The organism is Staphylococcus caseorum (assembly GCF_049943195.1).
In the GTDB taxonomy this organism is placed as follows: Bacteria; Bacillota; Bacilli; order Staphylococcales; family Staphylococcaceae; genus Staphylococcus; species Staphylococcus equorum_A.
In genome coordinates this window covers 2,309,289-2,335,175 of the sequence record NZ_JBNFUA010000001.1, presented here as the reverse complement: position 1 = coordinate 2,335,175, position 25,887 = coordinate 2,309,289, and the positions used below count along the sequence as shown (strand labels likewise).

22 protein-coding genes and 3 pseudogenes are annotated in these 25,887 nt (G+C 30.4%); 7 read left to right on the top strand and 18 right to left on the bottom strand.

Translation table 11 applies throughout. From position 1 onward, the window contains the following. Positions 1-111 precede the first annotated feature (111 nt). From ccrA to ACP3TL_RS11835, 7 genes and pseudogenes are all read left to right on the top strand, one after another. Entirely contained in the window at positions 112-1,461 is a 1,350-nt protein-coding gene (ccrA, locus tag ACP3TL_RS11865) for a cassette chromosome recombinase CcrA (protein ID WP_285336803.1), read from the top strand. 20 nt (positions 1,462-1,481) lie between these two features. Next, positions 1,482-3,110 (top strand): cassette chromosome recombinase CcrB, encoded by a 1,629-nt coding sequence (gene ccrB / locus ACP3TL_RS11860; protein ID WP_285336802.1) that lies wholly within the window; start codon positions 1,482-1,484, stop codon positions 3,108-3,110. A gap of 474 nt (positions 3,111-3,584) precedes the next feature. Beyond that, positions 3,585-3,923 (top strand): SAUGI family uracil-DNA glycosylase inhibitor, encoded by a 339-nt coding sequence (locus tag ACP3TL_RS11855; protein WP_069854622.1) that lies wholly within the window; start codon positions 3,585-3,587, stop codon positions 3,921-3,923. A gap of 95 nt (positions 3,924-4,018) precedes the next feature. After that, positions 4,019-4,330 (top strand): DUF960 family protein, encoded by a 312-nt coding sequence (locus ACP3TL_RS11850; protein WP_031912426.1) that lies wholly within the window; start codon positions 4,019-4,021, stop codon positions 4,328-4,330. Positions 4,331-4,345: 15 nt separating this feature from the next. Next, positions 4,346-4,852: a DUF1643 domain-containing protein gene (locus ACP3TL_RS11845; RefSeq protein ID WP_069854621.1), complete on the top strand. Its 507-nt coding sequence runs from the start codon at positions 4,346-4,348 to the stop codon at positions 4,850-4,852. 19 nt (positions 4,853-4,871) lie between these two features. Next, positions 4,872-4,979: pseudogene (locus ACP3TL_RS11840) on the top strand (JAB domain-containing protein); the annotation flags it as partial. A 182-nt stretch (positions 4,980-5,161) separates the two neighbouring features. Then, the gene (locus ACP3TL_RS11835) at positions 5,162-5,383 is read left to right on the top strand and encodes a hypothetical protein (protein WP_226956100.1); all 222 of its coding nucleotides are present in this window, start codon (positions 5,162-5,164) and stop codon (positions 5,381-5,383) included. A 49-nt stretch (positions 5,384-5,432) separates the two neighbouring features. Here the strand turns inward: ACP3TL_RS11835 and ACP3TL_RS11830 are convergent. From ACP3TL_RS11830 to ACP3TL_RS11750, 18 genes and pseudogenes are all read right to left on the bottom strand, one after another. Further along, positions 5,433-7,631 (bottom strand): annotated as a pseudogene (locus tag ACP3TL_RS11830) (type I restriction endonuclease subunit R); the annotation flags it as partial. A gap of 46 nt (positions 7,632-7,677) precedes the next feature. Continuing rightward, a protein-coding gene (locus ACP3TL_RS11825; protein ID WP_141714439.1) for an IS3 family transposase occupies positions 7,678-8,819 on the bottom strand; the annotation gives its coding sequence in 2 pieces (ribosomal slippage) (positions 7,678-8,549 and positions 8,549-8,819; 1,143 coding nt in all). 42 nt (positions 8,820-8,861) lie between these two features. After that, a pseudogene (locus ACP3TL_RS11820) lies at positions 8,862-9,830 on the bottom strand (type I restriction endonuclease); the annotation flags it as partial. Then, positions 9,814-11,103: a restriction endonuclease subunit S gene (locus tag ACP3TL_RS11815; protein WP_285336790.1), complete on the bottom strand. Its 1,290-nt coding sequence runs from the start codon at positions 11,101-11,103 to the stop codon at positions 9,814-9,816. The pseudogene ACP3TL_RS11820 and the gene ACP3TL_RS11815, both read right to left, overlap by 17 nt. After that, positions 11,093-12,607 carry a class I SAM-dependent DNA methyltransferase gene (locus ACP3TL_RS11810; RefSeq protein WP_204180725.1) on the bottom strand — a complete coding sequence of 505 codons (1,515 nt, stop codon included), beginning with the start codon at positions 12,605-12,607 and terminating at the stop codon, positions 11,093-11,095. The genes ACP3TL_RS11815 and ACP3TL_RS11810 overlap by 11 nt, the downstream gene beginning before the upstream one ends. Positions 12,608-12,626: 19 nt before the next feature. Then, positions 12,627-13,754, bottom strand: coding sequence for a hypothetical protein (locus ACP3TL_RS11805; RefSeq protein WP_069854608.1), 1,128 nt, complete (start codon positions 13,752-13,754; stop codon positions 12,627-12,629). Between the two features lie 640 nt (positions 13,755-14,394). After that, complete coding sequence (locus ACP3TL_RS15005) at positions 14,395-14,562, bottom strand: hypothetical protein (RefSeq protein ID WP_489686583.1); 168 nt, start codon at positions 14,560-14,562, stop codon at positions 14,395-14,397. A 153-nt stretch (positions 14,563-14,715) separates the two neighbouring features. Then, the gene (locus ACP3TL_RS11800) at positions 14,716-15,654 is read right to left on the bottom strand and encodes an LCP family protein (protein ID WP_069813105.1); all 939 of its coding nucleotides are present in this window, start codon (positions 15,652-15,654) and stop codon (positions 14,716-14,718) included. Between the two features lie 24 nt (positions 15,655-15,678). Further along, positions 15,679-16,809, bottom strand: a complete 1,131-nt coding sequence (locus tag ACP3TL_RS11795) for a DegT/DnrJ/EryC1/StrS family aminotransferase (protein WP_285336789.1) — start codon at positions 16,807-16,809, stop codon at positions 15,679-15,681. 6 nt (positions 16,810-16,815) lie between these two features. Beyond that, positions 16,816-17,430, bottom strand: a complete 615-nt coding sequence (locus ACP3TL_RS11790; protein ID WP_285336788.1) for an acetyltransferase — start codon at positions 17,428-17,430, stop codon at positions 16,816-16,818. After that, positions 17,427-18,023 (bottom strand): sugar transferase, encoded by a 597-nt coding sequence (locus tag ACP3TL_RS11785; RefSeq protein WP_069973629.1) that lies wholly within the window; start codon positions 18,021-18,023, stop codon positions 17,427-17,429. The genes ACP3TL_RS11790 and ACP3TL_RS11785 overlap by 4 nt, the downstream gene beginning before the upstream one ends. Positions 18,024-18,038: 15 nt before the next feature. Then, a complete protein-coding gene (locus tag ACP3TL_RS11780) occupies positions 18,039-19,187 on the bottom strand; it encodes a glycosyltransferase family 4 protein (RefSeq protein WP_069973628.1) in 1,149 nt (382 codons plus the stop codon). Between the two features lie 2 nt (positions 19,188-19,189). Beyond that, entirely contained in the window at positions 19,190-20,464 is a 1,275-nt protein-coding gene (locus tag ACP3TL_RS11775) for a nucleotide sugar dehydrogenase (protein WP_285336787.1), read from the bottom strand. Between the two features lie 4 nt (positions 20,465-20,468). Continuing rightward, positions 20,469-21,806 (bottom strand): phenylacetate--CoA ligase family protein, encoded by a 1,338-nt coding sequence (locus ACP3TL_RS11770; protein ID WP_285336786.1) that lies wholly within the window; start codon positions 21,804-21,806, stop codon positions 20,469-20,471. Positions 21,807-21,830: 24 nt separating this feature from the next. Continuing rightward, a complete protein-coding gene (locus ACP3TL_RS11765) occupies positions 21,831-22,841 on the bottom strand; it encodes an NAD-dependent epimerase (RefSeq protein WP_285336785.1) in 1,011 nt (336 codons plus the stop codon). After that, complete coding sequence (locus tag ACP3TL_RS11760; protein WP_410529832.1) at positions 22,838-23,782, bottom strand: EpsG family protein; 945 nt, start codon at positions 23,780-23,782, stop codon at positions 22,838-22,840. Before ACP3TL_RS11760 ends, ACP3TL_RS11765 begins: the two co-directional genes overlap by 4 nt. Next, entirely contained in the window at positions 23,779-24,558 is a 780-nt protein-coding gene (locus ACP3TL_RS11755) for a glycosyltransferase family 2 protein (protein WP_285336784.1), read from the bottom strand. Before ACP3TL_RS11755 ends, ACP3TL_RS11760 begins: the two co-directional genes overlap by 4 nt. After that, a complete protein-coding gene (locus ACP3TL_RS11750) occupies positions 24,540-25,862 on the bottom strand; it encodes an MATE family efflux transporter (RefSeq protein ID WP_285336783.1) in 1,323 nt (440 codons plus the stop codon). Before ACP3TL_RS11750 ends, ACP3TL_RS11755 begins: the two co-directional genes overlap by 19 nt. Between the last annotated feature and the right edge of the window lie 25 nt (positions 25,863-25,887).

The window sequence follows — 25,887 nt, the reverse complement described above, 5'->3', positions numbered from 1 at the left end:
GAAATCAATCACTCTGATGACTAATAATAACGCCCAACACCTCACTGGTGTTGGGCTTATATATAAATTCGTTCATAAATATATATTATCAATTTGGAAGGAGGAAACAGGATGAAACAAGCAATAGGTTATCTACGTCAAAGTACACTCAAACAACAATCACTCTCAGCCCAGAAACAAACCATCAAGGCATTAGCCGAAAAGCATAATATTCAACACATTACCTTTTATAGCGATAAGCAATCAGGACGCACTGATAAGCGGAATGGTTACCAACAAATTACTGAACTGATTCAACAGGGACAATGTGACGTATTATGTTGTTATCGTCTGAATCGACTTCATCGTAATTTGAAAAATGCGCTAAAATTAATTAAATTATGCCAGCAGTACAATGTAGATATCTTGAGTGTTAACGATGGCTATTTTGACTTAAACAAATCATTTGATCGTCTAAAACTCAATATCTTCATTTCATTAGCTGAACTTGAGTCAAATAATATTGGTGAACAAGTAAGCAACGGGATAAAAGAAAAAGCACGTCAAGGTAAACTGATTACCACACATGCACCTTTTGGATATCATTATTATAAAGGCACATTTGTAATCAACCCAGTAGAAGCACAAACGGTGACTGCAGTATTCAAATACTATCTTCAAGGGTATGGTTACAAAAAGATTGCACAATATTTGGAAAAAGATAATAAGTTAATCAACCGAAAACCATATCAAGTACGTAACATTATTATGAACCCTAATTACTGTGGACGTGTGAATAACAAATACGGCACTTTTGATAATATGTTCCCATCTATTATCAGTAAAGCAATGTATAAAAATGCTCAAGCAATACGAGTAAATAAACAAGTTCAGCGCACGCCTTCTGCTAATTTACTCAAACAAAAGATCAAATGCCCTTGTTGTGACTCAACGCTGACAAATATGACGATAAGAAAAAAAGAACATACATTGCGATATTATGTTTGTCCTAAAAATATGAATGAATCTCGCTTTGTCTGTTCATTCAAAGGGATAAATGCACAAGAATTAGAAGTTCAAGTCTTAGCAACATGTCAGAACTTCTTTCAAAACCAACAGCTCTATTCAAAAATTAATAATGCGATTCATCAACGCCTCAAAAAACAAAGAGTGATAGAAGCTAAAAGTATGCTAACTCAAGAACAACTGATAGATAAACTTGCCAAAGGTATGATTGATGCAGAAACGTTCAGAGAACAAACGCAATCATTATGTCAACAATCCAAACCTATATCATCAATCCATACGCATCAAATTCGAAAGGCTTTACAAAATGTCATTCAACAACGTTTCACGTTAAACATGTTGTACCCTTACATCGATGAAATTCATATTACCGAAAGTAAAACGCTTACAGGTATCTATTTCAAAAATGAGCCCTTAAACATCGTCAATCAAACAGCACAATCATCGATTGCTTAATCAGAAAGGATGAAAAAATCATGCAACAACTCAAACAAAAACGTGTCGGTATCTATGTCCGCGTATCAACAGAAATGCAAAGTGCAGAGGGTTATAGTATCGACGGTCAAATCAATCAAATCAAAGAATATTGTAACTTCCATCATTTCGAAGTCAAAGATATATACGCTGATCGTGGTATTTCAGGAAAGTCTATGAACCGCCCTGCACTTCAACGTATGTTACATGATGCGAATAAAGGTCATATTGATTGTGTTATGGTGTATAAAACAAATCGACTCGCACGTAATACATCAGACTTACTCAAAATTGTCGAAGATTTGCATAAACAAAATGTCGAATTTTTCAGTTTGTCTGAGCGTATGGAAGTCAACACTTCTTCTGGTAAACTCATGTTACAAATACTTGCAAGTTTTTCCGAATTTGAAAGAAATACCATTTTAGAGAATATTTACACCGGACAACATCAAAGAGCCTTAGAAGGCTATTACCAAGGTAATCTTCCTTTAGGATATAATAACATACCAGATAATAAAAAAGATTTGATGATTAATCAGCATGAAGCTAATATTGTGAAATATATTTTTGAATCTTACGCCAAAGGTCATGGTTATCGTAAAATTGCCAACGCACTCAATCATAAAGGTTATGTCACTAAGAAAGGTAATCCTTTTAGTATTTCAGCTGTTACTTATATTCTCTCAAACCCATTCTATATTGGTAAAATTCAATTCGCGAAATACAAAGATTGGAATGATAAACGTCGTAAAGGCTTGAATGATAAACCAGTAATCGCCGAAGGCAAACACACCCCTATTATTAGCCAATCATTATGGGATAAAGTCCAAGCACGTAAAAAACAAGTAAGTGAAAAACCACAAGTTCATGGTAAAGGAACCAATATTTTAACTGGATTAATTTCGTGTCCCCAATGTTCTGCTTCAATGTCTGCGAGCACAACAGTTAATACACTTAAAGATGGTACTAAAAAACGCATTCGCTACTATTCGTGTAGTAACTTTCGTAATAAAGGGTCAAAAGTATGTTCTGCGAATAGTGTCAGAGCCGATGTAATTGAAAAATATGTTATGGATCAAATACTCGAAATTGTTAAAAGCGACAAGGTTATCAAGCAAGTCGTTGAGCGTATCAATCAAGAGAATCAAGTCGATGTAGCTGCACTCAATCATGATATCGCATATAAGCAACAACAATATGATGAGGTCCAAATCAAATTAGATAACTTGATAAAAACGCTTGAAGATAATCCAGACTTAACATCTGTGCTTAAAAATACGATTCATCAGTATGAAAAACAACTCAATGACATCACAACTCAAATCAATCAACTTAAGCAACAACAAAATCAAGAGAAACCATCTTATGATACGAAACAAATCGCTGCGCTATTACAACGAATATTTCAAAATATAGAATCAATGGATAAAGCACAACTCAAAGCATTATATCTTACAGTCATTGACCGTATTGATATTCGTAAAGACGGTAATCATAAAAAACAGTTCTACGTTACACTAAAACTCAATAATGAAATTATTAAACAACTTTTCAATAATACCCCTCTCGACGAAGTGCTCCTCAGCACTTCGTCTTTATTTTTGCCTCAAACGCTCTTTCTTCAAATCTAATATCTATGTACTGTCCTTTCGTCATTCAATAACACCTATCTAACAAATATCTTCAACACGCTAACAAATCATGGCTCAATGTGAAGCTTATATTGATATGACGAAAGAACATCCCAAAACAAAATATAAGTGGGATAGTAACGGGATTGGCTAACTTCATGTAGGAGAAGGATTACGCAAGCGTAATCCCAAAATCCCATTATTATTTATAAATAAATAATATAAAAAGAAAAAAGTAAATCATAACCACACCTATTAATCCAAATGATATATAAATATATAGCTATATTTCCCGACAAATGAACGGGATAACGGGATTTCCTTGTCATATCAACAATTGTGACGACTTTCGATTGGGATCTTTTCTGTATTTCAGTGGGATTTCCAGGCGAAACAAACGGTATTTCAAACTTATATTATCAAAATGATGTATCACATGCATACATCAATTAAATATATTAGGAGGTCATAACAATGACATTAGAAGAACAACTCAAGCACTATATAACTAACTTATTCAATCTGCCAATGGAAGAAAAATGGGAATGTGAATCTATCGAGGAAATCGCTGATGATATCCTTCCTGACAAATATGTAAGGCTTGGGCCACTTAGTAATAAAATACTTCAAACCTATACCTACTACTCTGACACACTTCACGAAAGCAATCTCTATCCGTTCATTCTCTATTATCAGAAACAGCTCATAGCCATCGGCTACATCGACGAAAATCATGATATGGATTTCTTATATCTACACAACACCATCATGCCCCTTTTGGATCAACGACACTTACTAATAGGAGGACAATAATATGCATAAATATATCAAAATTACACAATTAGTCATCACAATACTAAGTGAAATCATTACATGGATGAAAGAATCAGAACGAAAGGAGATCTCTTATGAATAGATATATCACTCGTGGTATTGCCAATAGCTTACCTATCATCTTACAAAAACAATTATGGCAACTCGTAGCACGACGAGAACAAACACAATCAAAAGGCAAGGAATCATTGGATTATTTTCATATATTCCAATTCAATATGCACAATAACCAACTATATATCAAACACAAACAAGAACGGCCTGAGTATGTCAAAACGCATAAGGCAAATGTCAAACAGTCTATCGATATCAATAAGGTCTACATTATCCGAGAAGATGATGTAGACCTTTCTTATTACGTCATGTTATTACCAGAAGAATACTAGAGGAGTGAATATTACATGAAAACAATAAAAAATACATTAGAAACTGAAGCCATATTCAGTGATGACCAACAACATCGCTATCTACTTAAGAAAACATGGGACAGTGAAAAACAAACGATCACAATCATTACAATGTACCCGCATTATGATGGTATTCTCAATATAGATCTAACAACTCAACTCATTATGAATAAAGTTACAGAAATGGAAGCATTTGGTTCAATCAATTTTGTGAATCTATATTCTAATATTACAACACCTTTTAATCTTAAACATTCAAAAAATGCTTATGATAATCATACAAATATTCAAATTATGAAAGCAGTGAAAGAATCGGATGAAGTGATATTAGCATGGGGTGCTTACGCTAAAAAACCGATTGTTGAAGTGCGTGTCAATGAAATATTAGAGATGTTGAAACCACATAAAAAGAAAGTGAAACAACTCATCAACCCAGAAACGAATGAAATTATGCATCCACTCAACCCTAAGGCACGTCAAAAATGGATTTTGAAATCATAGCAAATACATGGAGGTCAATATGGAAACAAAACAAATCAACATCGTTTCACTGCAAATGATTAAAATAGATACTTTGAGTTATCTTAAAAGACGAATTACAAGTCCCCACCAAATTGTAAAGTATTTAAATAGAGTTTTTTTAATAATGCATAGATGATACATTTATTTTACTTTAATTATAATTAGCTGGAAAATTATATACAAGAAAGGTTCAGTCACTAACTCATTTATAGTGTATGATGATGGAAAATTAATTAAGAATAAAACGTTGACCAATATTGACCTTTAGTTTAGAATAAGCTTAATCATATGGCGAAGGGTGATAAAATGATTGTTGGTAATTACCATTACAATGAGGTTTATGATGAATATACTAGTTTGAAAGTTTGGAGGTACATGGAAAGCGAGGATGTTGATTTAGAAACAGCATTAAATCATCTAGGACTAGATTATATAGATGCATTACCAGATGAAGAAGATATTCCTGAACTTGAGAAAGAAAAACAAAAATTAATTGAACGAGGATACTAATAAATGCGGTTAGAGAAATGTTTCTCTAACCGCATTATGATTTATTTTTTTATTGCTGACTTGCCATTAATTCGGCTTGCTCTACAACTTGTTCCACAGCCATTTTTTGAAGATCTGGTGGATAGCCATATTTCTTTAATAGGCGTCTAACTTGAACTCTCATTTTAGCTTTAGCACTGTCTCGTTTAGACCAATCAACACTCATGTTATCTTTAACTGTTTTAGTTAACTCATGTGCAATGGCTCTTAACTCTTTATCGCCCAAAGCTTCTTTAGCTGTTTCATGTGAAGCTAATGCATCATAAAAAGCAATTTCTTCTGTACTCAAGCCTAAATTTTTACCTCGTTGCTGCTCTTGATTAATTTCTTTTGCCATTTGAATCAGTTCTTCAATGACCTTGGAAGCTTCGATAGAACGGTTATTGTATTTTTGAATAGATTTACCTAGCATCTCAGAAAATTGTTTAGATACGGTTGCGTTCGTTTTCATTAATGACTTAACTTGACCTTTAAGTAATTTATTCAATAATTCAACTGCTACATTTTTCTGTTGTAATCCTTCTACATCTTTTAAGAAATCGTCAGATAAAATAGAGATATCTGGGTTTTCTAAACCGAGTGTTTGATATATATCTACAACTTCTTCAGTTACAACGGATTTTGATATCAACTGATTAATTTCAGCTTCAACTTCAGCGGAAGATTTATAAGGACCACCACCATCAGTTGAAGGAGCTAAAAGTTTAACGATGCCTGCTTTAACGGCTTTTAAGAACGCAATTTCACTATTTAATTCTTGAGCTGCTTCTTCTGTTGCACATAACGCGAATGCTTTACCAAGTTCAGTGACTGTATTCACAAATCTTTGTCTTTCTTCTTCACCTAAGCCAATTACATAATCCATCGTACTTGAGATGACATTATATCGATCAGATTTTTTATCTGATTCGAAGTCAGAATAATCATGATTATATAACATATCTTGAATAACATCGTATTTCATTAACATAATTTCTAATGCTTTATCTGTATCAACACCGGTTTGTTCTTTATCAGAATCTGTATACTCTTTTAAAGCTTCTTTAAGACTTTCAGCGATACCTACATAGTCCACAATTAAGCCACCAGGTTTGTCTTTAAACACTCTATTCACACGTGCAATTGCTTGCATTAGATTATGGCCATGCATTGGTTTATCAATATACATGGTATGCATAGAAGGTACATCAAAACCTGTTAACCACATATCTCTCACAATAACGAGTTGTAATTCATCTTCAACATCTTTCATACGACTCTCTAATAGGTTCCTTCTTTTTTTAGGACCAATGTGTCTCTGGAAGTTTTTAGGGTCGCTTGAGGAACCTGTCATCACAACTTTGATAACACCTTGGTTATCATCATCTGAATGCCATTCGGGTTTTAATCTTACAATTTCATCATATAAATCAACCGCTATACGGCGACTCATTGTGACAATCATGCCTTTACCTTTCATCGCCTTTTGTCTTGTTTCAAAGTGATTAATAATATCAGTTGCTAAAGCATGAATGCGCTGTTCTGATCCTGATAATGCTTCTATTCGAGACCATTTAGATTTTAATCGTGTTTTGACATCGTCTTCCTGTCCAGAAGTAATATCATCATAAGCTGCATCAATATCTAAATCTGTTGGTAAATTTAATGGTATGATTCGACTCTCATAATAAATCTTAACCGTACTACCATCTTCAACAGCTTGTGTCATATCATACACATCAATGTAATTTCCAAATACCATCTGTGTATTTTTATCTGTAGACGATACTGGTGTTCCTGTGAATCCAACAAATGAAGCATTAGGTAAAGCATCTCTTAAATATTTTGCATATCCATATTTAACGCCTTCACCTTTTTCATCGTAAGTTGCACTAAACCCATATTGTGTACGATGTGCTTCATCAGCCATAACAATGACATTTTTACGTTCAGTTAAAGCATCCATAGTAACTTTGCCTTCTTCTGGTTCGAATTTTTGCATCGTTGTAAATACAATCCCTCCAGATTCAACTGATAATAGTTCTTTCAACTCTTTACGAGAATCTGCTTGTTTAGGGGTCTGTCTTAATAACCCCTTACCAGAACGGCCCTTAGATTTTACAAAGGTACTATGTAGTTGATTATCTAGGTCATTACGGTCAGTTACCACAACTAAAGTAGGGTTATTTAACTTTTGAATTAATTTGCCCGAAAAGAAAACCATCGTCAAACGGCACTGAACCCTTAAAATGGGAACTTAATAAAAACACTATTTTCTAGGATGCTAATTTCCTGAACTCTATAGGAGATAAGTAGCCTAGTTTTTGTTGAATTCTAACTTTATTATAGTTTTCAATGTAATTTTCGACAATATCTATTACAATGTTATTAGAGCTCTTGAGCTCTTTGTTTAAGTAGAATGTTTCACACTTTAGCGAGGAATGGAAACATTCAATTGGGGCATTATCAGCTGGCGTTCCCTTACGGGACATGCTTCTGGTAATGCTTTTTTCTTCGCATAATTTATAATATTCATACGATGTGTAAACACTTCCTTGATCGCTATGAAGTATACAACTATCTGGAATTTCTAATTGGTTCAAAGTCTCGTTTACTAAATTTTGATTCTGATGATTATCTATAGTATAAGCAACTATTTCCCCGTTATAGACATCCATAATTGACGATAGATACAACATTGTATTACCGAAAGGTAAATAAGTAATATCTGTTACAAGTACTTCTAATGGACGATTTGCATTAAAATTCCTCTGTAACAAATTGCCTGTTTTATAAAATGGATTACCTGGTTTTTTAGATTTTTTAGGTTTAACCCTACAATTCAATTCGTTTTCTTGCATAAGCCTTTGCACTTTCTTGTGATTAATTTTTTCCTTACTAAATTTATTTAATTCAGCAGTCACTTTCCTATAACCATAGGTATATTTGTGCTTATGACAAATCGATTTAATTGCTTCTAATTCCGAATTTGTTTCATGTTTTTTACATTTCCAGCGATAATAGGTAGATTTGGGTATGTTAAATACCTCTAATATCATTTTAACTGTATATTTTGATTCTAATGCTTCAACCACTTGTATTATTATTTTGGGCGACATTCCCTTTCCAATTCCTTGTACTTTTTTAAAATTTCTAATTCTGCGTTTTTTCTTTTATTTTCTATTTTTAATTGTTCAATTTCTGAAAGTTCTTCTAATCCCTTTCCGTAGGAATATTGTTTTCCAACTTGTTGATGAAATCTATAATGTTCACCATTTTGGTACCATTTCCACCAAGTTTTCACTTGTGATCTATTTCTAATATTTAATGTATTCATAATTTCTTTTGCACTATATCCCTCAATTTTCATTTCAATAGCTTTATTTTTGGTTTCTAGTGAATAAGTAACTCTTTTCATAGAAAAACACCTCCGTATAAATTCATTTTAGTATGAATTCAACGAAAGTGTTTTTATTTTATTCCCACAATTTGGGGTCAGTTCAAAACTTTTACCTGAGCCCTGAGTATGCCAAATAACGCCACCTTTACCATTTCCTTGGTCAGAAGTGGCTTCTATTGCGCGACCAACGGCTTTATTAACTGCATAATATTGATGATAAGCAGCTAAAATTTTAACAATATTCCCTTTACCATCATCTTGAAATAAAGTGAAGTGTCGAATTAAATCTAATAATACTTCTTTATTTAACATGCCATGGATTAATACATCTAAACTTGCCATTGTAGACGAAGCCTCAGTTTTACCATCTTTTGTACGCCACGTCATGAAACGATCATAATCTGCAGTCATAGAGCCCGCTTTTGTATTAATACCATCACTTGTCACCAATACCGCATTGTGATTAAATAATTGAGGGATTTTCATTTTATAAGTTTCTAATTGATGATAACCATCTTCTACACCCACAGATTCATTAGTCGAACTCTTAAGTTCAATCACAACAACAGGTAAACCATTAATAAACAACACAACGTCTGGTCGTTTATTGTCATCACCATTCACAACAATCAATTGATTAACAGCCAGAAAGTCATTATTCTCTGGATTATTAAAATCAAATACATAAACTAAATCATTGATTGTTTCCCCATCTTCATTATAATGTTCTACTTCAATTCCATTCGTTATCATTTCATGAAATATACGATTGTTTTCAATTGAATTTGGTGATTTTTCTATGGAAATTTCATGTATTGCTTGTTGAATAGCATTATTGTGTAAATCTGGATTAATACGTCTTAAAGCACGTTCTAAACGATTATCAAGCACAACGTCCTTATCGCTTTCTCGTTCAGGCGTAATACCTGTTTCACTAATTTCACGACCTTTTTTAACTGTATAACCAAGTTCTTCAAACCATTCAAGTGCAACTTGTTCTAAATCGTCCTCACTAAATTGAAAGCTCATCTTCATTCACCTCGATATGGTCAGGTATCTCTATTTCACCTGACATTAATTTTGGTAGTAACGTGTCACGAAGTTGTGTAAGTTTTTCAATCTCTACATTCAAATCACTAATTTTTTTTCCAAAATTTTCTAAGTATTTATTTATACTTTCATATAAATATGAATCTAGTTTGGGTAATAATAAATTAAAATTTTCAAAAGTTTTTTTTGTATAAAATTCTCTGGCTGAACCAGAGGTCTGGTTATATACTAATGAATTCACATATAATATTAATTGATAAATTAATGTGTTACTGATGTTGGATTTAATAGATCTAAATCGCCACATATTTTGATTTTGTAGCGATGGGAGGTTATTTTCTGTTACTAAACCTAAATTCCCAATAGATCCGCCCACAGTAACTAATAAAGTATCGAATAATTCTAAATTATACTTTTGATACTTATCCATATATAAATATTGATAAGGTACAAATTTAATATCGTTCATTGTAACTAATAAATTACTTTTAGAAATATTTAATGTACGTAAAACAGGTAATTGAATCTGTTCAATATATTCTGTAGACTTAAAAGCATAACCTGTACGTATATTAGCTATAGAACCTAATTTTACTAGATTCCAATTTATTGGTATTTCACCTAACTCACTGTCAACCATTTCTCCACCACTTGATTTATATGGATTACCATTTTCATCAGGGAATTCAAAATCAACGAACCAACGTTTGAATAGTGTTTGTGAAAGTTCTTCAAGGTTTGCTATTATATTTTGATTGATTTCAATTTTATTATCTAAGGTTTTCAAAATATTAACTACTTGCTTTTGGTAGCTAATATTAGGAAGATATATATATAAATTCTCAAAAGTCTTTCGATTAATAGTATCAAAAACTGAACCATGAGTATTACTTTTTATATAATTTGTTTTGTACTTAAACCAATAGTAGATATATTCGTTGGTAGTATACTTACTTATTGCCTCTAACCCAAAACATGATTGGTTGAAAGTCATGCTTTTAGCAACCTGGCATAACTCGCCAACTGTACCTCTAGCTGAAATAACAACGGTACCTTTACTTACTAATGTAGCTGCACTATTATTCAAACCAGCCTCGGTTATTTGTTCTTCGGTTTCATGTACTAGTCGATTTTTATTATTGAAGTCCTTTACTGATAACCAAGGGATTTCTCCATTCCAATACTCACTATTTTTTCTTTTAGGGGTGCCCCCGCTAATTATCTTAACAACTTCTGAAACCTTATACTCCATAACCTAACCCCTCCAATGATTTACGGATTTGGTCCTCGAGTTCTTTGGATTTAGCAAATTGTTCACTTAAATCTGCTGTAATTCGATCCATTTTTTGTTCAAATGGTTCTGAATCTTCTTCAACATCTGCTAAACCAACGTAACGACCAGGTGTTAAGATATATTCGTTATCTTTGATTTCTTCAGTTTTTGCAACTTTACAAAAGCCTGCTTTATCTTCATATTGGTTATCATTTGTACCGCGCCACGAATGATAGACACTTGATATATCTTTGATTTCATCATCTGAGAATTCTTTCAAGGTTCTAGATACCATGCTTCCAACATTTCTAGCATCGATAAAGAGGACTTCTCCTTTACGTTCATTTTTCCCATTCTTTTCTTTATCTTTTGAAATAAACCATAAACAAACTGGTATTTGTGTTGAGTAGAATAATTGACCTGGTAAGGTTACAATACACTCTACTAAATCTTGTTCGATTAAGTTTTTACGAATTTCTAATTCATCTTTACCGCTTGTAGACATTGAACCATTTGCTAACACAAATCCTGCTGTACCACTTGGTGCTAGCTTAGAAATCATGTGTTCAATCCACGCATAGTTGGCATTTCCTTTGGGTGGGATACCAAATTTCCAACGATGGTCATCTAATAATTTTTCTTGTCCCCAATCACTCGCATTAAAAGGTGGATTAGCAAGGATAAAATCTGCTTTTAGCCCCTTGTGTAAATCGTTATGGAACGTGTCAGCATGATGGTCACCTAAATCACTATCTATACCTCTAATAGCCAAATTCATTTTTGCTAATTTCCAAGTTGTTGGATTTGATTCTTGACCATAAACAGCAATATTATCTAAGCGTCCTTGGTGACGTTCTACAAAACGTTCACTTTGTACAAACATACCACCAGAACCACAACATGGGTCATAGATTCTACCTTCATAAGGTTCAACCATTTCAACAAGTAATTTAACAATTGATGCAGGTGTATAGAATTCTCCCGCATTTTTACCTTCAGCACTTGCAAACTTCGCGATAAAGTATTCATAAACACGTCCTAAGACATCTTGCTTCTTACTTTCAGAATCTCCGACTTTGAAAGTAAATAGGTCGATAATATCTCCTAATTTCTCTTTATCTAATGCAGGTCTTGCGTAATCTTTAGGTAACACACCTTTTAATGATTCATTTTCTTTTTCAATTGCTATCATCGCTTTATCAATAATTTGACCAATTTCTGGTTTCTTAGAATTATCATTAATATATTGCCAACGTGCTTCTTTAGGAACCCAGAAAATATTTTCTGCTAAATACTCATCTTTATCTTCTTCGTCTGCATATTCATCATTTAACAGTTCTTCATACTTCTCTTCAAATGAATCTGACACATATTTCAAAAATATAATACCTAATGCTACATTTTTATATTCTGCCGCATCCATACTCCCACGTAATTTATCTGCAGCTTGCCATAATTTTTCTTCAAATCCTATAGTTGCCATAATCATTCTCTCCTTTTTATTAATAGTGATCTATATTTATCCAATAATCTTCAACGTTAAAACCATATTCTTTTAAATTTTTAATATCTTTATCATTTAATTGAAATGTACAATTTGCACACTTAACTTTGGATATATATTCATAACAGTCTATAGATTCTTCAATTCGACGATTAGCATTTTCATCTTCATATTCAACTTCTTCTATATCTGTAATTTCTGTATGAGTATAAGTTACAAGTGAATTTGCAGTACAACATGGACATTTTAAAATTGTATTAGTAGATAAACTGTTTTCAAATTCAGCTTGTGCTAGTTGATTAGCACTTTGATTTCTTGAATCTAAAATGCTACCAAAACCTTTACCATAATGGCTATAATAGGATGCTCTACCCAGTTCTTTTAAGACAGCAATTTTATCAATCGCCGGAGATCCATTTTTAAATTCTTCAATTATATCTTCAAAAGGATTAATTTCTAAACTGTTTTTATTAAATCTCCAAATTTTATGGCTTCTATATTTTTCCTTATATTCCGAAACTTCTAAGCATTCTTTTACTAAGGGTAAAATATATTGTCCTATTAAAAAGTCAAACGCTTCATATTTAAGCATTACTTTTCCTTGATGCCATATTTTATTTCTTAAGTAGTTTAAATAATCAAATTCTGATCTATGCTTTGCTAAGAATTTGAATTTTACTTCTGGTTTTAATTTAATTACTTCACAGGCCCTATTAAGTGATTGGCTAAAACTTAAGCTTTTTAAATTTTTAAATTCATTGTCAGATAGTGGTATTTTTTGAATGAATTCTTTGCGTTTTTTCTCAGATAATGGCATTTTTTGAATGAGTCTTGTTATTAATTCTGAATCATCTGATATAAATAAGGGCAATAATTCTTCCTCATCTCTCAATAGCTCCTTTAAGATTAATTCAAAAAAGTGATGAAAATGTAAAATAGTTTCTGAAAAATTCTCATAGTAATCCTGTTTATGACTATAACTATACGTTCGTTTGTCAAAATTTTCTCTTATACTTTTATAACTACTAAAATACGATTTTAATCCTATATTTAAAGAGTTTAAAATCACATCATTATTGTCATTATCAATTTTAAATTCATTGTTTTTGATGTTCTTAAGTTTCATTTATTTTCTCCTGATAATTATCTTTCTTCTAATATATCAAAAATACATTAGATAATGTTTTTTTAGATATTATAATTAGATTTTTAGCAAAACTATTGATAATCGGAAGCATATCAAAAACCGCATCATTTATGATATGCTTCTGCTTATCGTGTAGTGATGCGGTTTTATTTTTCACCTTTTAAAATTTCTTTTAGTTGATTTAAAAATAACTGTGTTGATATAGTTAAAGGCTTCTCTTTTTTCCAAACTACACTTAAACTTGATTTGATACTTTGCTGAAGCGGTATAAATTTTAGTGTTGTATTATAAGTATTTTCAATACCCCCAATCCAAAATAATCTACACCATAGTTAATCCTTTTGTACGAATCGCTTCATTGGCATGCTCTGGTATCCCGCATAGCCCAAAACCCCGGTGAACACTGTCATGCCATTTTCTAAATTCTCAAATGTTGTATGTATGTCTTGAATGACTTTAGATATGTTATAGCCTCACTTTTTTAAAAAATTAATACCTAGTGTTAAAAACAATTATACTTGAAATTTTTGCGAAGTCTTTTATTTCATGTTGCCGTTTTCATAAATAAATATACAAAAATCGAACTGAAATATATCAGTCCGATTCGAATCATTTTTCATTATTTTTGAGTATATTGATTAATGATATAGGGTCTTTTCCCAGATTTAAGTGTTTCTATTTTGTCTACTAAATTAATATTAATTAACGCATCTTCACCCAGAAGATTTTTATATTGCTTTTTTAATTCATTTAATTTTGATTCATCAAAACTTTTCTTTGGTAAAATCTTAAGGTCATATTCTTTTCTGCCTTTTTATATAAATTGAAATTGATAAATATTTTCAATTTTACTCATCATTATATTAAAAATTGTTTTTCTCAGATTCATTTTAATACTCAATTCATACTATATTTATTCAAAATAAATAGTTTCTAAAAATCATTTTAAATTCAAATTATCTTTATAATCTTTAACTATTTGGTCATTATTACTTGGGTAAAAATAGTATAATCCATCATCACCCAATGTATTTTCACCATTTAAGGTATGGCGATTCACATTTTTTTGTGCACTCTTATAATCAGATCGAATACCATTTAAATCAGTTAAACTCAAATCAGTTTTGACGTTATCCTCTACCGCGTTAAATATTGAATTGATTTTCGGTATTGAACTTGGATTCATGGATTTCTTAGCTACTGCTTCGATAACAAGTTGTTGTCGCGCTTGTCTTCCTTCATCTCCACCAGCACCTGCTTCTTTCCTACTCCGCATAAACGCCAATGCTTCTTTACCATCCATGTGATATTTCTTACCTTTTTCAAATGTATAGTCTCTAACATTGAAAGTTGCATTACTAACAACATCTACACCATTAACTTCATCTATAAGTGTAGAAACACCATCCATATTTATGGCTGCATAATGATCAATAGGTACATCCATAAGCTTTTCTACAGATTTCACTGCCATATCTGGACCACCATAGGCATAGGCGTGATTAATTTTTTCTTCTGTATCTTTACCAACAATTTCAGCATGTGTATCACGCGGCACACTAATCATTTCTGTTTTTTTATCTTTTGGATTAATTGACAGAAGTACGATTGAATCTGATCTTTGCCCACCGTGTTCTGAATTCCTAACTTCATCAGAGTCTATACCAAAAAGCGCTATTGAAATTGGCCCTCCTTTTTTTATTGGCCCATCTCTAAGTTCAGAATGTTTTCTATCAAGTGGATCATTAATTGAACTATTCAATGACGTAAGTTTATAGAATATAAATGCTGCAGCTATAATAATTAGCAGTGCTAAAATGATTAATACAGTGAGAAGAACCTTTTTTACCGTGGATTTTTTCTTTTTTCTTCTTTCCATGTATCCACCTTCTTTTTATTTAATTTATAATTTTTTTATTATTTGAATAATTTTTTCTTGAACCTTTGTATCCATATCCGAACCTGAAGGTAAACAAATCCCATGTTCAAACAAGTATTTAGCATTATCTACACCATCATAAATAAATTCATATTGGTCATATAATGGTTGTAAATGCATAGGTTTCCATACAGGGCGTGCTTCTATATTTTCTTTGCTAAGTGCACTAATCACATCATTTGCCGAAAATCCAGCCTTTTTCTCATCAATTGTTAATGCAGTTAGCCATCTGTTTGACTTGGAGTTAGGTAATTCCGGTTGAAATTCAATACCTTCAATATCTGACAACTCTTGATAATACTTATCAAAAATTGCTCTTCTTTTTTGAACACGTTGCTCTAATACTTCCATTTGTCCTCGGCCAATACCAGCTGAGATATTACTTAATCTGTAATTATAACCTAATTCACTATGTTGATAATGTATTGCTTTATCTCTTGCTTGTGTGGCTAAAAAAAATGCGTGTTCTTTGGCTTCTTCGTTATTTGTTACTAGCATGCCGCCGCCACTTGTTGTAATAATTTTATTACCATTGAATGAAAAGATACCAAAATCACCAAAACTACCGCTCATTTCACCTTGGAATTCAGCGCCCAATGATTCAGCTGCATCTTCTATTAAAGTTACATTATATGTATCACAAATTGATTTAATTTCATTTAATTTTGCAGATTGTCCATACAAGTTAACTGCTATAACAGCTTTTGGTTTAATTGATTTTTTTTCAAATTCTTTAAACGCTTTTTCCAACGCGACTGGCGACATATTCCAAGAATCTAATTCAGAATCAATGAATACAGGGATAGCATTTTGATATAAAATCGGATTAGAAGTCGCGCAGAAAGTTAAAGATGTACAAAATACATAATCATTTTCTGTTACACCACTCTCTATAAGTGCTAAGTGTATTGCTGCAGTACCACTACTAACAGCCAATGCTTCATCTATATTGATATAAGATTTTATACTATTTTCAAATTCTGTAACATTCTCTCCTAATGGTGCTATCCAATTTTGTTCGAATGCTTTCGATATATAAGATTGTTCATTCCCACCCATATGTGGTCTAGATAAATATACTCGTTCATTTGTCAATTGCTCTCACTCCTTGGGTTTTGCTGGTGTACCAAATACTATCATATTATTTGATATATTACTAATTACGGTTGATCCTGCACCTACTAATGTTGAATCTCCTATTATTACTTTTGGCGTTACCGTCGATCCTGCACCTATTTGAGTGTAGCTCCCTACTTGCACACCACCTGTTAACGTAGAATTAGGCGATATATGAGCAAAGTCTTTAATTAATACGTCATGCCCAATACTTGCCATTGTATTTAAAATACAGTGATTACCTACATAAGTATCAGCATTTACTACCACATTTGCCATAACTACTGTTCCATATCCTATTTCAACATCCGATCCAATAACTGCTGAAGGATGTATAAACTTGGGGAATTTACAGAGTGGAAGTTCTAACTTTTCAAAAATTTGTTTTCTTATTTTATTATTGCCAATTGTAATAATAAAATAATTGTCCTTATAGTTTCTATATGAGTTTAAATTGTCATAAATAATACCATCACTGACTGATTTTTCATGAAATTTATCATCTAAATATCCTATTACTTCAAATTCATTATTTAATTCTATAATGTCTTTAACTACTTTTGCATGTCCACCCATACCAATTAAAAATATTTTTTTCATGATTCCGTGCCTTTAAACCTTTCCATAGAAATAGAACTATTGGCATTTATATCTTTTTTCCTCAAAACATTTGTAAACGTTTTATAAAGAATAAACATATCTAGCTTAAATGACTGATTTTCTACATACCAAACATCCAATTCGAATTTTTTTTCCCATGATATAGCATTTCTACCATTTATTTGTGCCCAGCCAGTTATTCCAGGTTTCACATTCATCCTTTTTCTCTGAAAATCATTGTAAAGGGGTAAGTAATCAATTAATAGTGGTCTCGGACCTACTAAACTAATATCTCCTCTGATTACATTAATAAGTTGTGGTAATTCGTCGATACTTGTCTTTCTTAATAATGAACCAAATTTAGTTTTTCTTAATTCATTTGATAATAATTGTCCATTTTCATCTGTTTCATTTGTCATTGTGCGAAATTTATATATAGAAAATGGAATCCCATTTTTCCCTGGTCTAATTTGTTTAAATAAGACTGGTTTCCCTAATTTTTTAGAAATAACTACAGCTGTACATAACATAATTGGTGACGTAATTATTAAGCCTATTCCACTGACTGTAAAATCAAACATACGTTTTAACATTTTGAAATCACACCTTTATTTAACTAATTTACGAAAAACTTTCCATTGTTTTTTTATTACTTCTTCCTCATTGTAAATTTGCAGTGCACGGAAATACCCTGCTTCTTTAAAGTTATTAAGTATTTCAACATTTCCGACCAAATTATCTATTTTACTAGCAATATATTTACTTGATTTTAAAGGAATCAAGTAGCCTGTTTCATTTTCAACAACTTCTTCCCTCGATCCTCTAATTTTTGTAGCAATAATAGCATTTTTCATAGCCATTGCTTCAATTATTGAACGTGGCATCCCCTCTCTATATGAAGGCAAGCAATATATGTCGCTTAAAGTTAAATATTCATTTATGTTTGATATTTGACCAGTAAAAATGACATCGGTATTTTTTTTGTATTTTTCAATTATTTTTATGGTATCTTTATCTCTTTCGCTATCCGACAAGCTACCTATAATAATAAATTTAACATTTTTAGATTCTAATTTACTATAAGCTTCTAATAAGTCTAAAATACCTTTTTCCTTCACTAATCTACCTATGAAAGTAACTATAATATCTCCTTTTTTTATATTATGCTTTAATTTTATATCTTTTATTTTTTTCTCACTTATATTATTTATATTAAATTCATTATTTAAGTCGATGCCATTACTAATGTGAAAATAGTTGTTTTGTTTCTTCTTTCTTAGAAAATTATTTTTTTTAGCTGTTATATAATCTTCTCTACTTTGCGTAAAAATATAGTCAGTACAAATTTTTCCAATAATTTTTTCAATATGGAAGTATATAAAATATGTTTTTTTAGACATACCATCATGAAAATAAAATCCATGGGCTGTATAGATAATATTAGGGACTTTAGCTAATTTAGCTGCAATTCTTCCTAAAACAGATGCTACAGGTGTATGCGTGTGCACAATGTCTGGTTTTAATTTTTTGAATAATTTTAACATTCTATATATTGATTTTATATTTCCTAACAGGCTAATTTTACGGTCGATTTTAATGTCGTGAACTATAACGCCTTGCTTTTGAAGTTCTTTCTTTTTATTTCCAGTGGTACAAACACAATGAACTTCTGCCCCTTTTTTAACACTTTCTTCATTCAAAGCTTTTAAAAGTTTGATATGCGTACTTTCTATCGCAGCAATCTGTACTATTTTCATATCTATAGCCTCCAAAGTCTCTGATTTATTAATAAATCTTCACTTCTTATAAAACCTTTAACATCAAACACTACTCCATTTTCATTTAATAATTTCAAATATTCATGTTTATTAATTAAGTAGTCTTCATGTGGAACTGCAAATATTAAAGCATCTACTTTACTTAACTCTTGTTTTTTAATCAATTTCAAATCGTATAATTTTTTAGCCTCTTCGGAATTGGCTTCTATATCATTTACGTAAATTTTTAATCCGTATTCTTTAAGTTCTTCAATAATATGAATAATCTTTGTATTTCTTAAATCTGGACAATTTTCTTTAAATGTAATACCTAATACATTCACTGATGCACCTTGAACTTCTAATCCTTGCTTTAATAATTCTTTAATTACATTAGAAGCAATATGTTTAGCCATATTATCATTTATTCTTCTACCTGCTAGGATAACTTCAGGATGGTGACCAACTTCCTGTGCTTTATGTGTTAAATAATATGGGTCAACACCAATACAATGTCCACCTACTAACCCTGGTTTAAAATTCAAGAAGTTCCATTTTGTTCCTGAAGCTTTAAGTACTTCATTAGTATCTATGTTTAATTTATCAAAAATGATTGCGAGTTCATTCATTAATGCAATGTTCACATCACGTTGAGTATTTTCAATTACTTTTGCCGCTTCTGCTACTTTAATTGAAGATGCTTTATGAACTCCTGCTGTGACTACTGAGCTGTACACGTCTGCAACTATTTCTAACACTTCAGGTGTTTGACCTGATACAACTTTTGTAATCGTTTCAAAAGTATGCACTTTATCACCTGGGTTTATTCTTTCTGGTGAATAGCCAACGAAAAAGTCTTTACCACAAACTAGTCCTGACTGTTTTTCTAATACAGGTACACAGTCTTCTTCTGTTGCACCAGGATATACCGTTGACTCATAAACTACTATTGTGTCAGGCGTAATCACTTTTCCAACTGTTTCACTGGCTTTTAATAATGGTAATAAATCTGGTTTGTTATGTTTATCGATCGGTGTTGGTACAGCTACAATAATAAAATCAGCTTTTTTCAAATCCACTGCATTTGAAGTGTACTCTATATTAGTTTGCTTTAATTTATCTTCTGTAACTTCATTTGTTCTATCATAATTATTTTTTAGCTCTTGAATCCTTGACTCATTAATATCAAATCCAATCACTTTATATTTATTTCCAAAAGTGACAGCTACTGGTAAACCAACATACCCCAGTCCCACAACTGCAATATTTCTATTCATTATATTAACTCCCTTGATTAATATTATTTATTGTAAATCTTGTTTTGCCGCCTTTCGTTTTAAACAATTTATCAACAAAATGAAAATTCATTTTAGTATTTGTCCCAAACCGAACCTTTAATTCTGACTCTAATTTTTTAATAAGATTTTTTTTATTTGCAGTACTACTCACTACTAAATATATATCTACTAAATCTAATTGTTCTTGTATAAATTGAGATTCTATAACATCTGATCCTAATGTTCTGATAGCTGTTGACAAATTGATGTTGGTAATTATACCCTTTTCTTTTGATTGAAGGAAATCGTTGTTTCTTCCGATAATTTTTTTAATTTTCACATCTTTCTGTTTATAATTCTCCGGAAGAGGTTCCTCTAATTCAACTGAATCTCCTATTTTATATCTTAACAACGGAGTTGAGGTAGTATAAAATCCAGTTACAATTAATTCATATATATTACCCTGTATTTTTTTGAATTCAAATACACCAGTTTCAGCATTTATTTCGAACTTTCCTTCTTTATTTTCAGTAATAAATGGTGCTCCTTCTGAAGAAGCATACTGATTTCGCACTGGACATCGGAAAGCTTTCTCTATATCTTCTCTCATTTCATCAGTTAATGCTTCAGCAGTTGGAAAAATTGCAATTGGTGTGAATTCTAATTTAATATCATTTTCTAATATATATTTTGCTATACGATGGAGAACAGTTGTAAAGCCATCTAATGTTTCAGGCTTAAATTCATTAAACTTTTGAATATAATACTTTAAATTTTCACCATCTGCATGATAAGAAGAGATCATTAATTGGTTTAGAGGTTTATTAAATCTCCAAAATATTTTTTTCTTTTGATTATTTGGAATTATTTTTTTACCTCCAACACTTACTCTTCTCATCCCCTTATATACACCATGCTGTTCTTTAAAATAATCTAAGTATGATTTATCATACGGACTTGTATAATAAATCATACTTTTACCAGTAGACCCACCTGTACCTTTTTTCATTAATTTATTTTTAGGAGCAGTAATTATTTTATCTACATTTTTTCTAATATCTTCTTTGGTTATTAAAGGGAGTTTTTGTAAATTGTAAATTGTAATATTTTTAGGATAGTTTTTTAGTTCTTCTCTATAATAATCACTATTCTCACTTATAAAATGATAAAACTCTTTAAATCGCATTTCTTGCATTTTGAAAACGTCTTCACACTTTCTTAATTCTTCCATTTCCTGATAATAAAATCGAGTATATCGTTGTTTCATAAATATTTTACCTTGCACTGATACCATTAAATTCTGAACAAAGATAGGTGAATGGTTGTATATAAATTCAAGCATTAAATCATCCCTTTTTATGTAATACTATGATTTCTGATCGTAATATTCTAAGTACCAATCAATAAACTTATTAACGCCTTCTTGTATTGTAGTTTCTGGTTTAAAATCGATATCTCTAAACAAGTCATCTACATTTGCATAAGTTTCAGGTACATCACCTGGTTGTAAATCCATGTAATTTTTCTTAGCTTCTTTACCTAATTTATTTTCTATAGCCTCTACAAATTCCATTAATCTAACTGGGCTATTGTTTCCAATGTTGTAGACTTTATATGGTGCATAGGATGATCCAGGATCTGGATTAGCACCTGACCAATCTTTATTAGGTGATGCAGGTTTCTTAACCAGTCTACTAATTGCTTCAACAATATCATCTACATAAGTAAAGTCTCTCATCATATTTCCATGATTATAAACATCTATAACTTCATCATTTACAATTGCTTTTGTAAATTTAAATAATGCCATATCTGGTCTACCCCATGGACCATACACAGTAAAGAATCTTAGTCCTGTCGTAGGCAGGTTGTATAAATGACTGTACGTATGTGCCATTAACTCATTTGATTTTTTAGTTGACGCATATAAACTTAGCGGATGATCTATGTTATCCGAAGTGCTGAATGGTTTAGATGTGTTTGCACCATACACTGAACTAGACGAAGCATAAATTAGATTTTTAATACTAAAATGTCTACTACATTCTAATATGTTCATAAATCCAACTATATTAGAATCAATATATGCTCTTGGATTTTCAATACTGTATCTAACACCAGCTTGAGCCGCTAAATTAACAACCACTTCTGGTTTTTCATCTTTAAATATTTTCACTAAATCGTCGTGATTTTCTAATTTTAATTTATAAAAAGTAAACTTCTCTTTTCCTATGGATTCTAGTCTATCTTCTTTCAAAGCAACTGAATAATAATCATTTATACTATCTATGCCTATAACATGATGTCCTTGTTTAATTAACTTTTTCGCAAGATGCGATCCAATAAATCCTGCAGTACCTGTGATTAAAATTTTCATTTATACATAAATCTCCTTTTTATAGCTTGTAAAATTAATGGAAGTAAAAATATCAATAAAATCCAATTATAAATTGCATATCTTTCTGAAAATGCTTGAAAAGCAAACATTAAATAGTAACTTGAGCTAAATAAAGAATACTTCAACCATAAAGTTGAAATTAGTTTTAACTTATACAAAGCAAGAGATACTAGTACAATAAAAATTGTAAAAATTAAGAAATCGAGTCTGTTTGGCTGTCCACCATAGTTTTCAAACGTTTGTTGAGAGGTATAATCCGATAATATTGGCAATGATCCAAATATTCTAGAATTTAAATTGGTTACAAATAAAAATAAACAAAAAACACCAAAACTAACGAAGTATTTAACTTTGATATATTTTTGAAAATAAATAAATATAATGAAAACAATACTTGAAAAATGTATTGTTGGAAAAATTAAACTAATCCACCTTTTTTCTTTATTTAACGTTAAAACTAACATAATTATGCTAATAACAAGCATTTCCCTTAAAATATTGGTGCTCATACTAAAAAACAGAGGCGAATAGGTATAAATTAATAGTGAAAAATTGCTTAGAATTTTATCATCAAAAAACCTATATATACTGATAGATAAAATTACGTTTATTAAAATTACAAAAATTATAAAAGTTGAATTCGGAAAGAAATACATAAATAGCCATGACATAACTCTAAATAAAATTTCAAAAATATCAGTTTTCATCATATTATAAAAATCTAGATTTATGATATTATTAAACGCGGAAATATAAGTTAAAAAATCTGTGGATTCAGTTAAATTTTTATTCAAAAGTTTTATAATTAAATTTAAAAAAAACAGACTGAATACAATTATTGATATAGATTGGCTTAGTTTATAATTTGAAAAATACAATAAAATAAGAAGTATTAGTGCCAAAGTAATAATAATTATCATTTGTTTTTAACCTTTAATTTAATGATACGATAAATGAATTTAAAGGTTTGATAGACAGTCAATATATATAAACTTGCTCTGTTTATTTTTTTTTCAGAAAACAAAATTTTATATGCATCAATGTCACCTAAGTACATCTTACTCAAATTAGAAGTTAATCCACTATCACCAAAATCATCCTTAAATGAATTTGCTAATACTTCATCTATTATTATTGCTTTTTCTTTATTTAAAATTATTTGTGTCCACAATAAAAAGTCTTCTGCATATCTTTTATTATTTTCAAATCTATAATTTTCAGAATTCTTTAGCATAACTGATCTAGTAGGAAATCTATTTTTTATAAATTGATTTAACGGTTTTATTTCTCTTATTTTAAAACTTTCTTCAACTAGTTGATTATAAATTCCAGACCTATGACCGCTTATAAAAGCATCAGTTTCAATCATAATCTTATATTGTTTTTGGATTTTATTTTCAGTCCAAATATCATCACTATCTAAAAATGCTATATATTTACTGTTAGCTAAGTCCAGACCAATATTTCTAGCTGTTCCTGGACCAGCGTTTATTTTTTGTCGAACTGTTTTCACTGATTCATATTTACTTGTAATATCACTTAATACTTTTTCATCAATTTCTCTATTACTAAAATCATCAACTATGATTATTTCTTTTACTTGTTGTTTTTGATTAATAATTGATTTAATAGCTCTTTCAATCGTATCATCATCTCTATAATAAGGAACAATAGCTGTTACATCTGCTTTTTCCATAAAATCCCCACCCTATTAATAATTATTTTGATTGCAAATAAAAGTATAGCTATAATTATAATTACTTTTATAATCATATTAAATTCAACAAACATTACTAGCAAACATGGAACCAGTAACAAGTATAATAATTTGTTAATTTTTATATCAAAATCTTTGTTAACAGTTCTTTCAAATAAAATTGCAATAATTATTTCTGTAACTACCACACTAATTATTGCCCCGTTAACTTCCAAAAATGGTATTAAGCTAAAATTAACAATGATATTTAAAATTGTTACCAAAATTTCAATATTCAACCTACTTTTAATATATTTATCATTAGATAGAATCGTACCAATACTTATAGTCACTAACCGAAATGGAATAATAACCACCAACATCTCTAATATTTTTATACTTTCTTCATATTCAGTACCAAAAAATAATACAATTATCCATTCAGCTAGAAAATAAATACATAACATTGCTAAACCGGAAAGAACAATTAATAATTCTTGTATGGTTTTATAATACAATTTAAATAGATATATATCATTGTATAAAAAATATATCATTTTGTGTGCTAATATTTTTTGATATATAGCTGTCGGAAAAATAAAAATTGTATTCAAAAACAAATAACTTATCCCAAAAAAAGCAGCTTGTTCAGCACTTGCTAACAATCCTAAATAAAAAGTATTTCCTTGAGTATAAAATATAAAAAATATATTCAACAAAGCATATGGTGTTAAAGTCTTTATTGTAGTATTAATCTCACCTATAGGTTGGGGTATAATTTCTTTAATATTTTTAAAATATTTTAATATAAATAAAATCAATACTATAATAGTAAATATTAAAATGTAAACTGCGTAACTAGTAAGATGGCTACCAATAAAGATAACACCTATTATTAAACCACTCACTTTTAAAAAAGGGACAATTAAATGTAATAAAGATATACTTATAATTTTATCATTTATTTGGATTACACTAGAGATAATGGCTATAACATTTGTTAGAATCATTAAAACCATACAAGATAATATAAACAATATATAATCAGGGAATCGAATAATTCCAATTGAAAATAAAATCATTCCACAAATAAAATTTAATAATATATAAATAATCATTAAATTTTTCAATAAATGACTATCAATTTTAATGCCAGAGGATTTAATATATATATAATATTTGTTTATTCCAAACAGACCTATTACACTCATTATATTCATCAGCGATATAAGTGAAAAATATGTTCCGGTTTCTTCAATACCATAATACTTAGCTAAAACTATTTGTACAAAAAAATTAAACAATAATGATAGCATCTGACTAATGACT

Excerpts from the sequence above, each read along its gene's own strand:
- ACP3TL_RS11850 (WP_031912426.1), top strand. The coding sequence starts at position 4,019 with ATGAATAGATATATCACTCGTGGTATTGCCAATAGCTTACCTATCATC.
- ACP3TL_RS11770 (WP_285336786.1), bottom strand. The coding sequence starts at position 21,806 with ATGCTTGAATTTATATACAACCATTCACCTATCTTTGTTCAGAATTTA.
- ACP3TL_RS11815 (WP_285336790.1), bottom strand. The coding sequence starts at position 11,103 with ATGGAGTATAAGGTTTCAGAAGTTGTTAAGATAATTAGCGGGGGCACC.
- ACP3TL_RS11780 (WP_069973628.1), bottom strand. The coding sequence starts at position 19,187 with ATGAAAATAGTACAGATTGCTGCGATAGAAAGTACGCATATCAAACTT.
- ACP3TL_RS11755 (WP_285336784.1), bottom strand. The coding sequence starts at position 24,558 with ATGGAAAAAGCAGATGTAACAGCTATTGTTCCTTATTATAGAGATGAT.
- ACP3TL_RS11760 (WP_410529832.1), bottom strand. The coding sequence starts at position 23,782 with ATGATAATTATTATTACTTTGGCACTAATACTTCTTATTTTATTGTAT.
- ACP3TL_RS11805 (WP_069854608.1), bottom strand. The coding sequence starts at position 13,754 with ATGAAACTTAAGAACATCAAAAACAATGAATTTAAAATTGATAATGAC.
- ACP3TL_RS11790 (WP_285336788.1), bottom strand. The coding sequence starts at position 17,430 with ATGAAAAAAATATTTTTAATTGGTATGGGTGGACATGCAAAAGTAGTT.
- ccrA (WP_285336803.1), top strand. The coding sequence starts at position 112 with ATGAAACAAGCAATAGGTTATCTACGTCAAAGTACACTCAAACAACAA.
- ACP3TL_RS11845 (WP_069854621.1), top strand. The coding sequence starts at position 4,346 with ATGAAAACAATAAAAAATACATTAGAAACTGAAGCCATATTCAGTGAT.
- ACP3TL_RS11855 (WP_069854622.1), top strand. The coding sequence starts at position 3,585 with ATGACATTAGAAGAACAACTCAAGCACTATATAACTAACTTATTCAAT.
- ACP3TL_RS11775 (WP_285336787.1), bottom strand. The coding sequence starts at position 20,464 with ATGAATAGAAATATTGCAGTTGTGGGACTGGGGTATGTTGGTTTACCA.
- ccrB (WP_285336802.1), top strand. The coding sequence starts at position 1,482 with ATGCAACAACTCAAACAAAAACGTGTCGGTATCTATGTCCGCGTATCA.
- ACP3TL_RS11835 (WP_226956100.1), top strand. The coding sequence starts at position 5,162 with ATGGCGAAGGGTGATAAAATGATTGTTGGTAATTACCATTACAATGAG.
- ACP3TL_RS11785 (WP_069973629.1), bottom strand. The coding sequence starts at position 18,023 with ATGTTAAAACGTATGTTTGATTTTACAGTCAGTGGAATAGGCTTAATA.
- ACP3TL_RS11765 (WP_285336785.1), bottom strand. The coding sequence starts at position 22,841 with ATGAAAATTTTAATCACAGGTACTGCAGGATTTATTGGATCGCATCTT.
- ACP3TL_RS11810 (WP_204180725.1), bottom strand. The coding sequence starts at position 12,607 with ATGGCAACTATAGGATTTGAAGAAAAATTATGGCAAGCTGCAGATAAA.
- ACP3TL_RS11800 (WP_069813105.1), bottom strand. The coding sequence starts at position 15,654 with ATGGAAAGAAGAAAAAAGAAAAAATCCACGGTAAAAAAGGTTCTTCTC.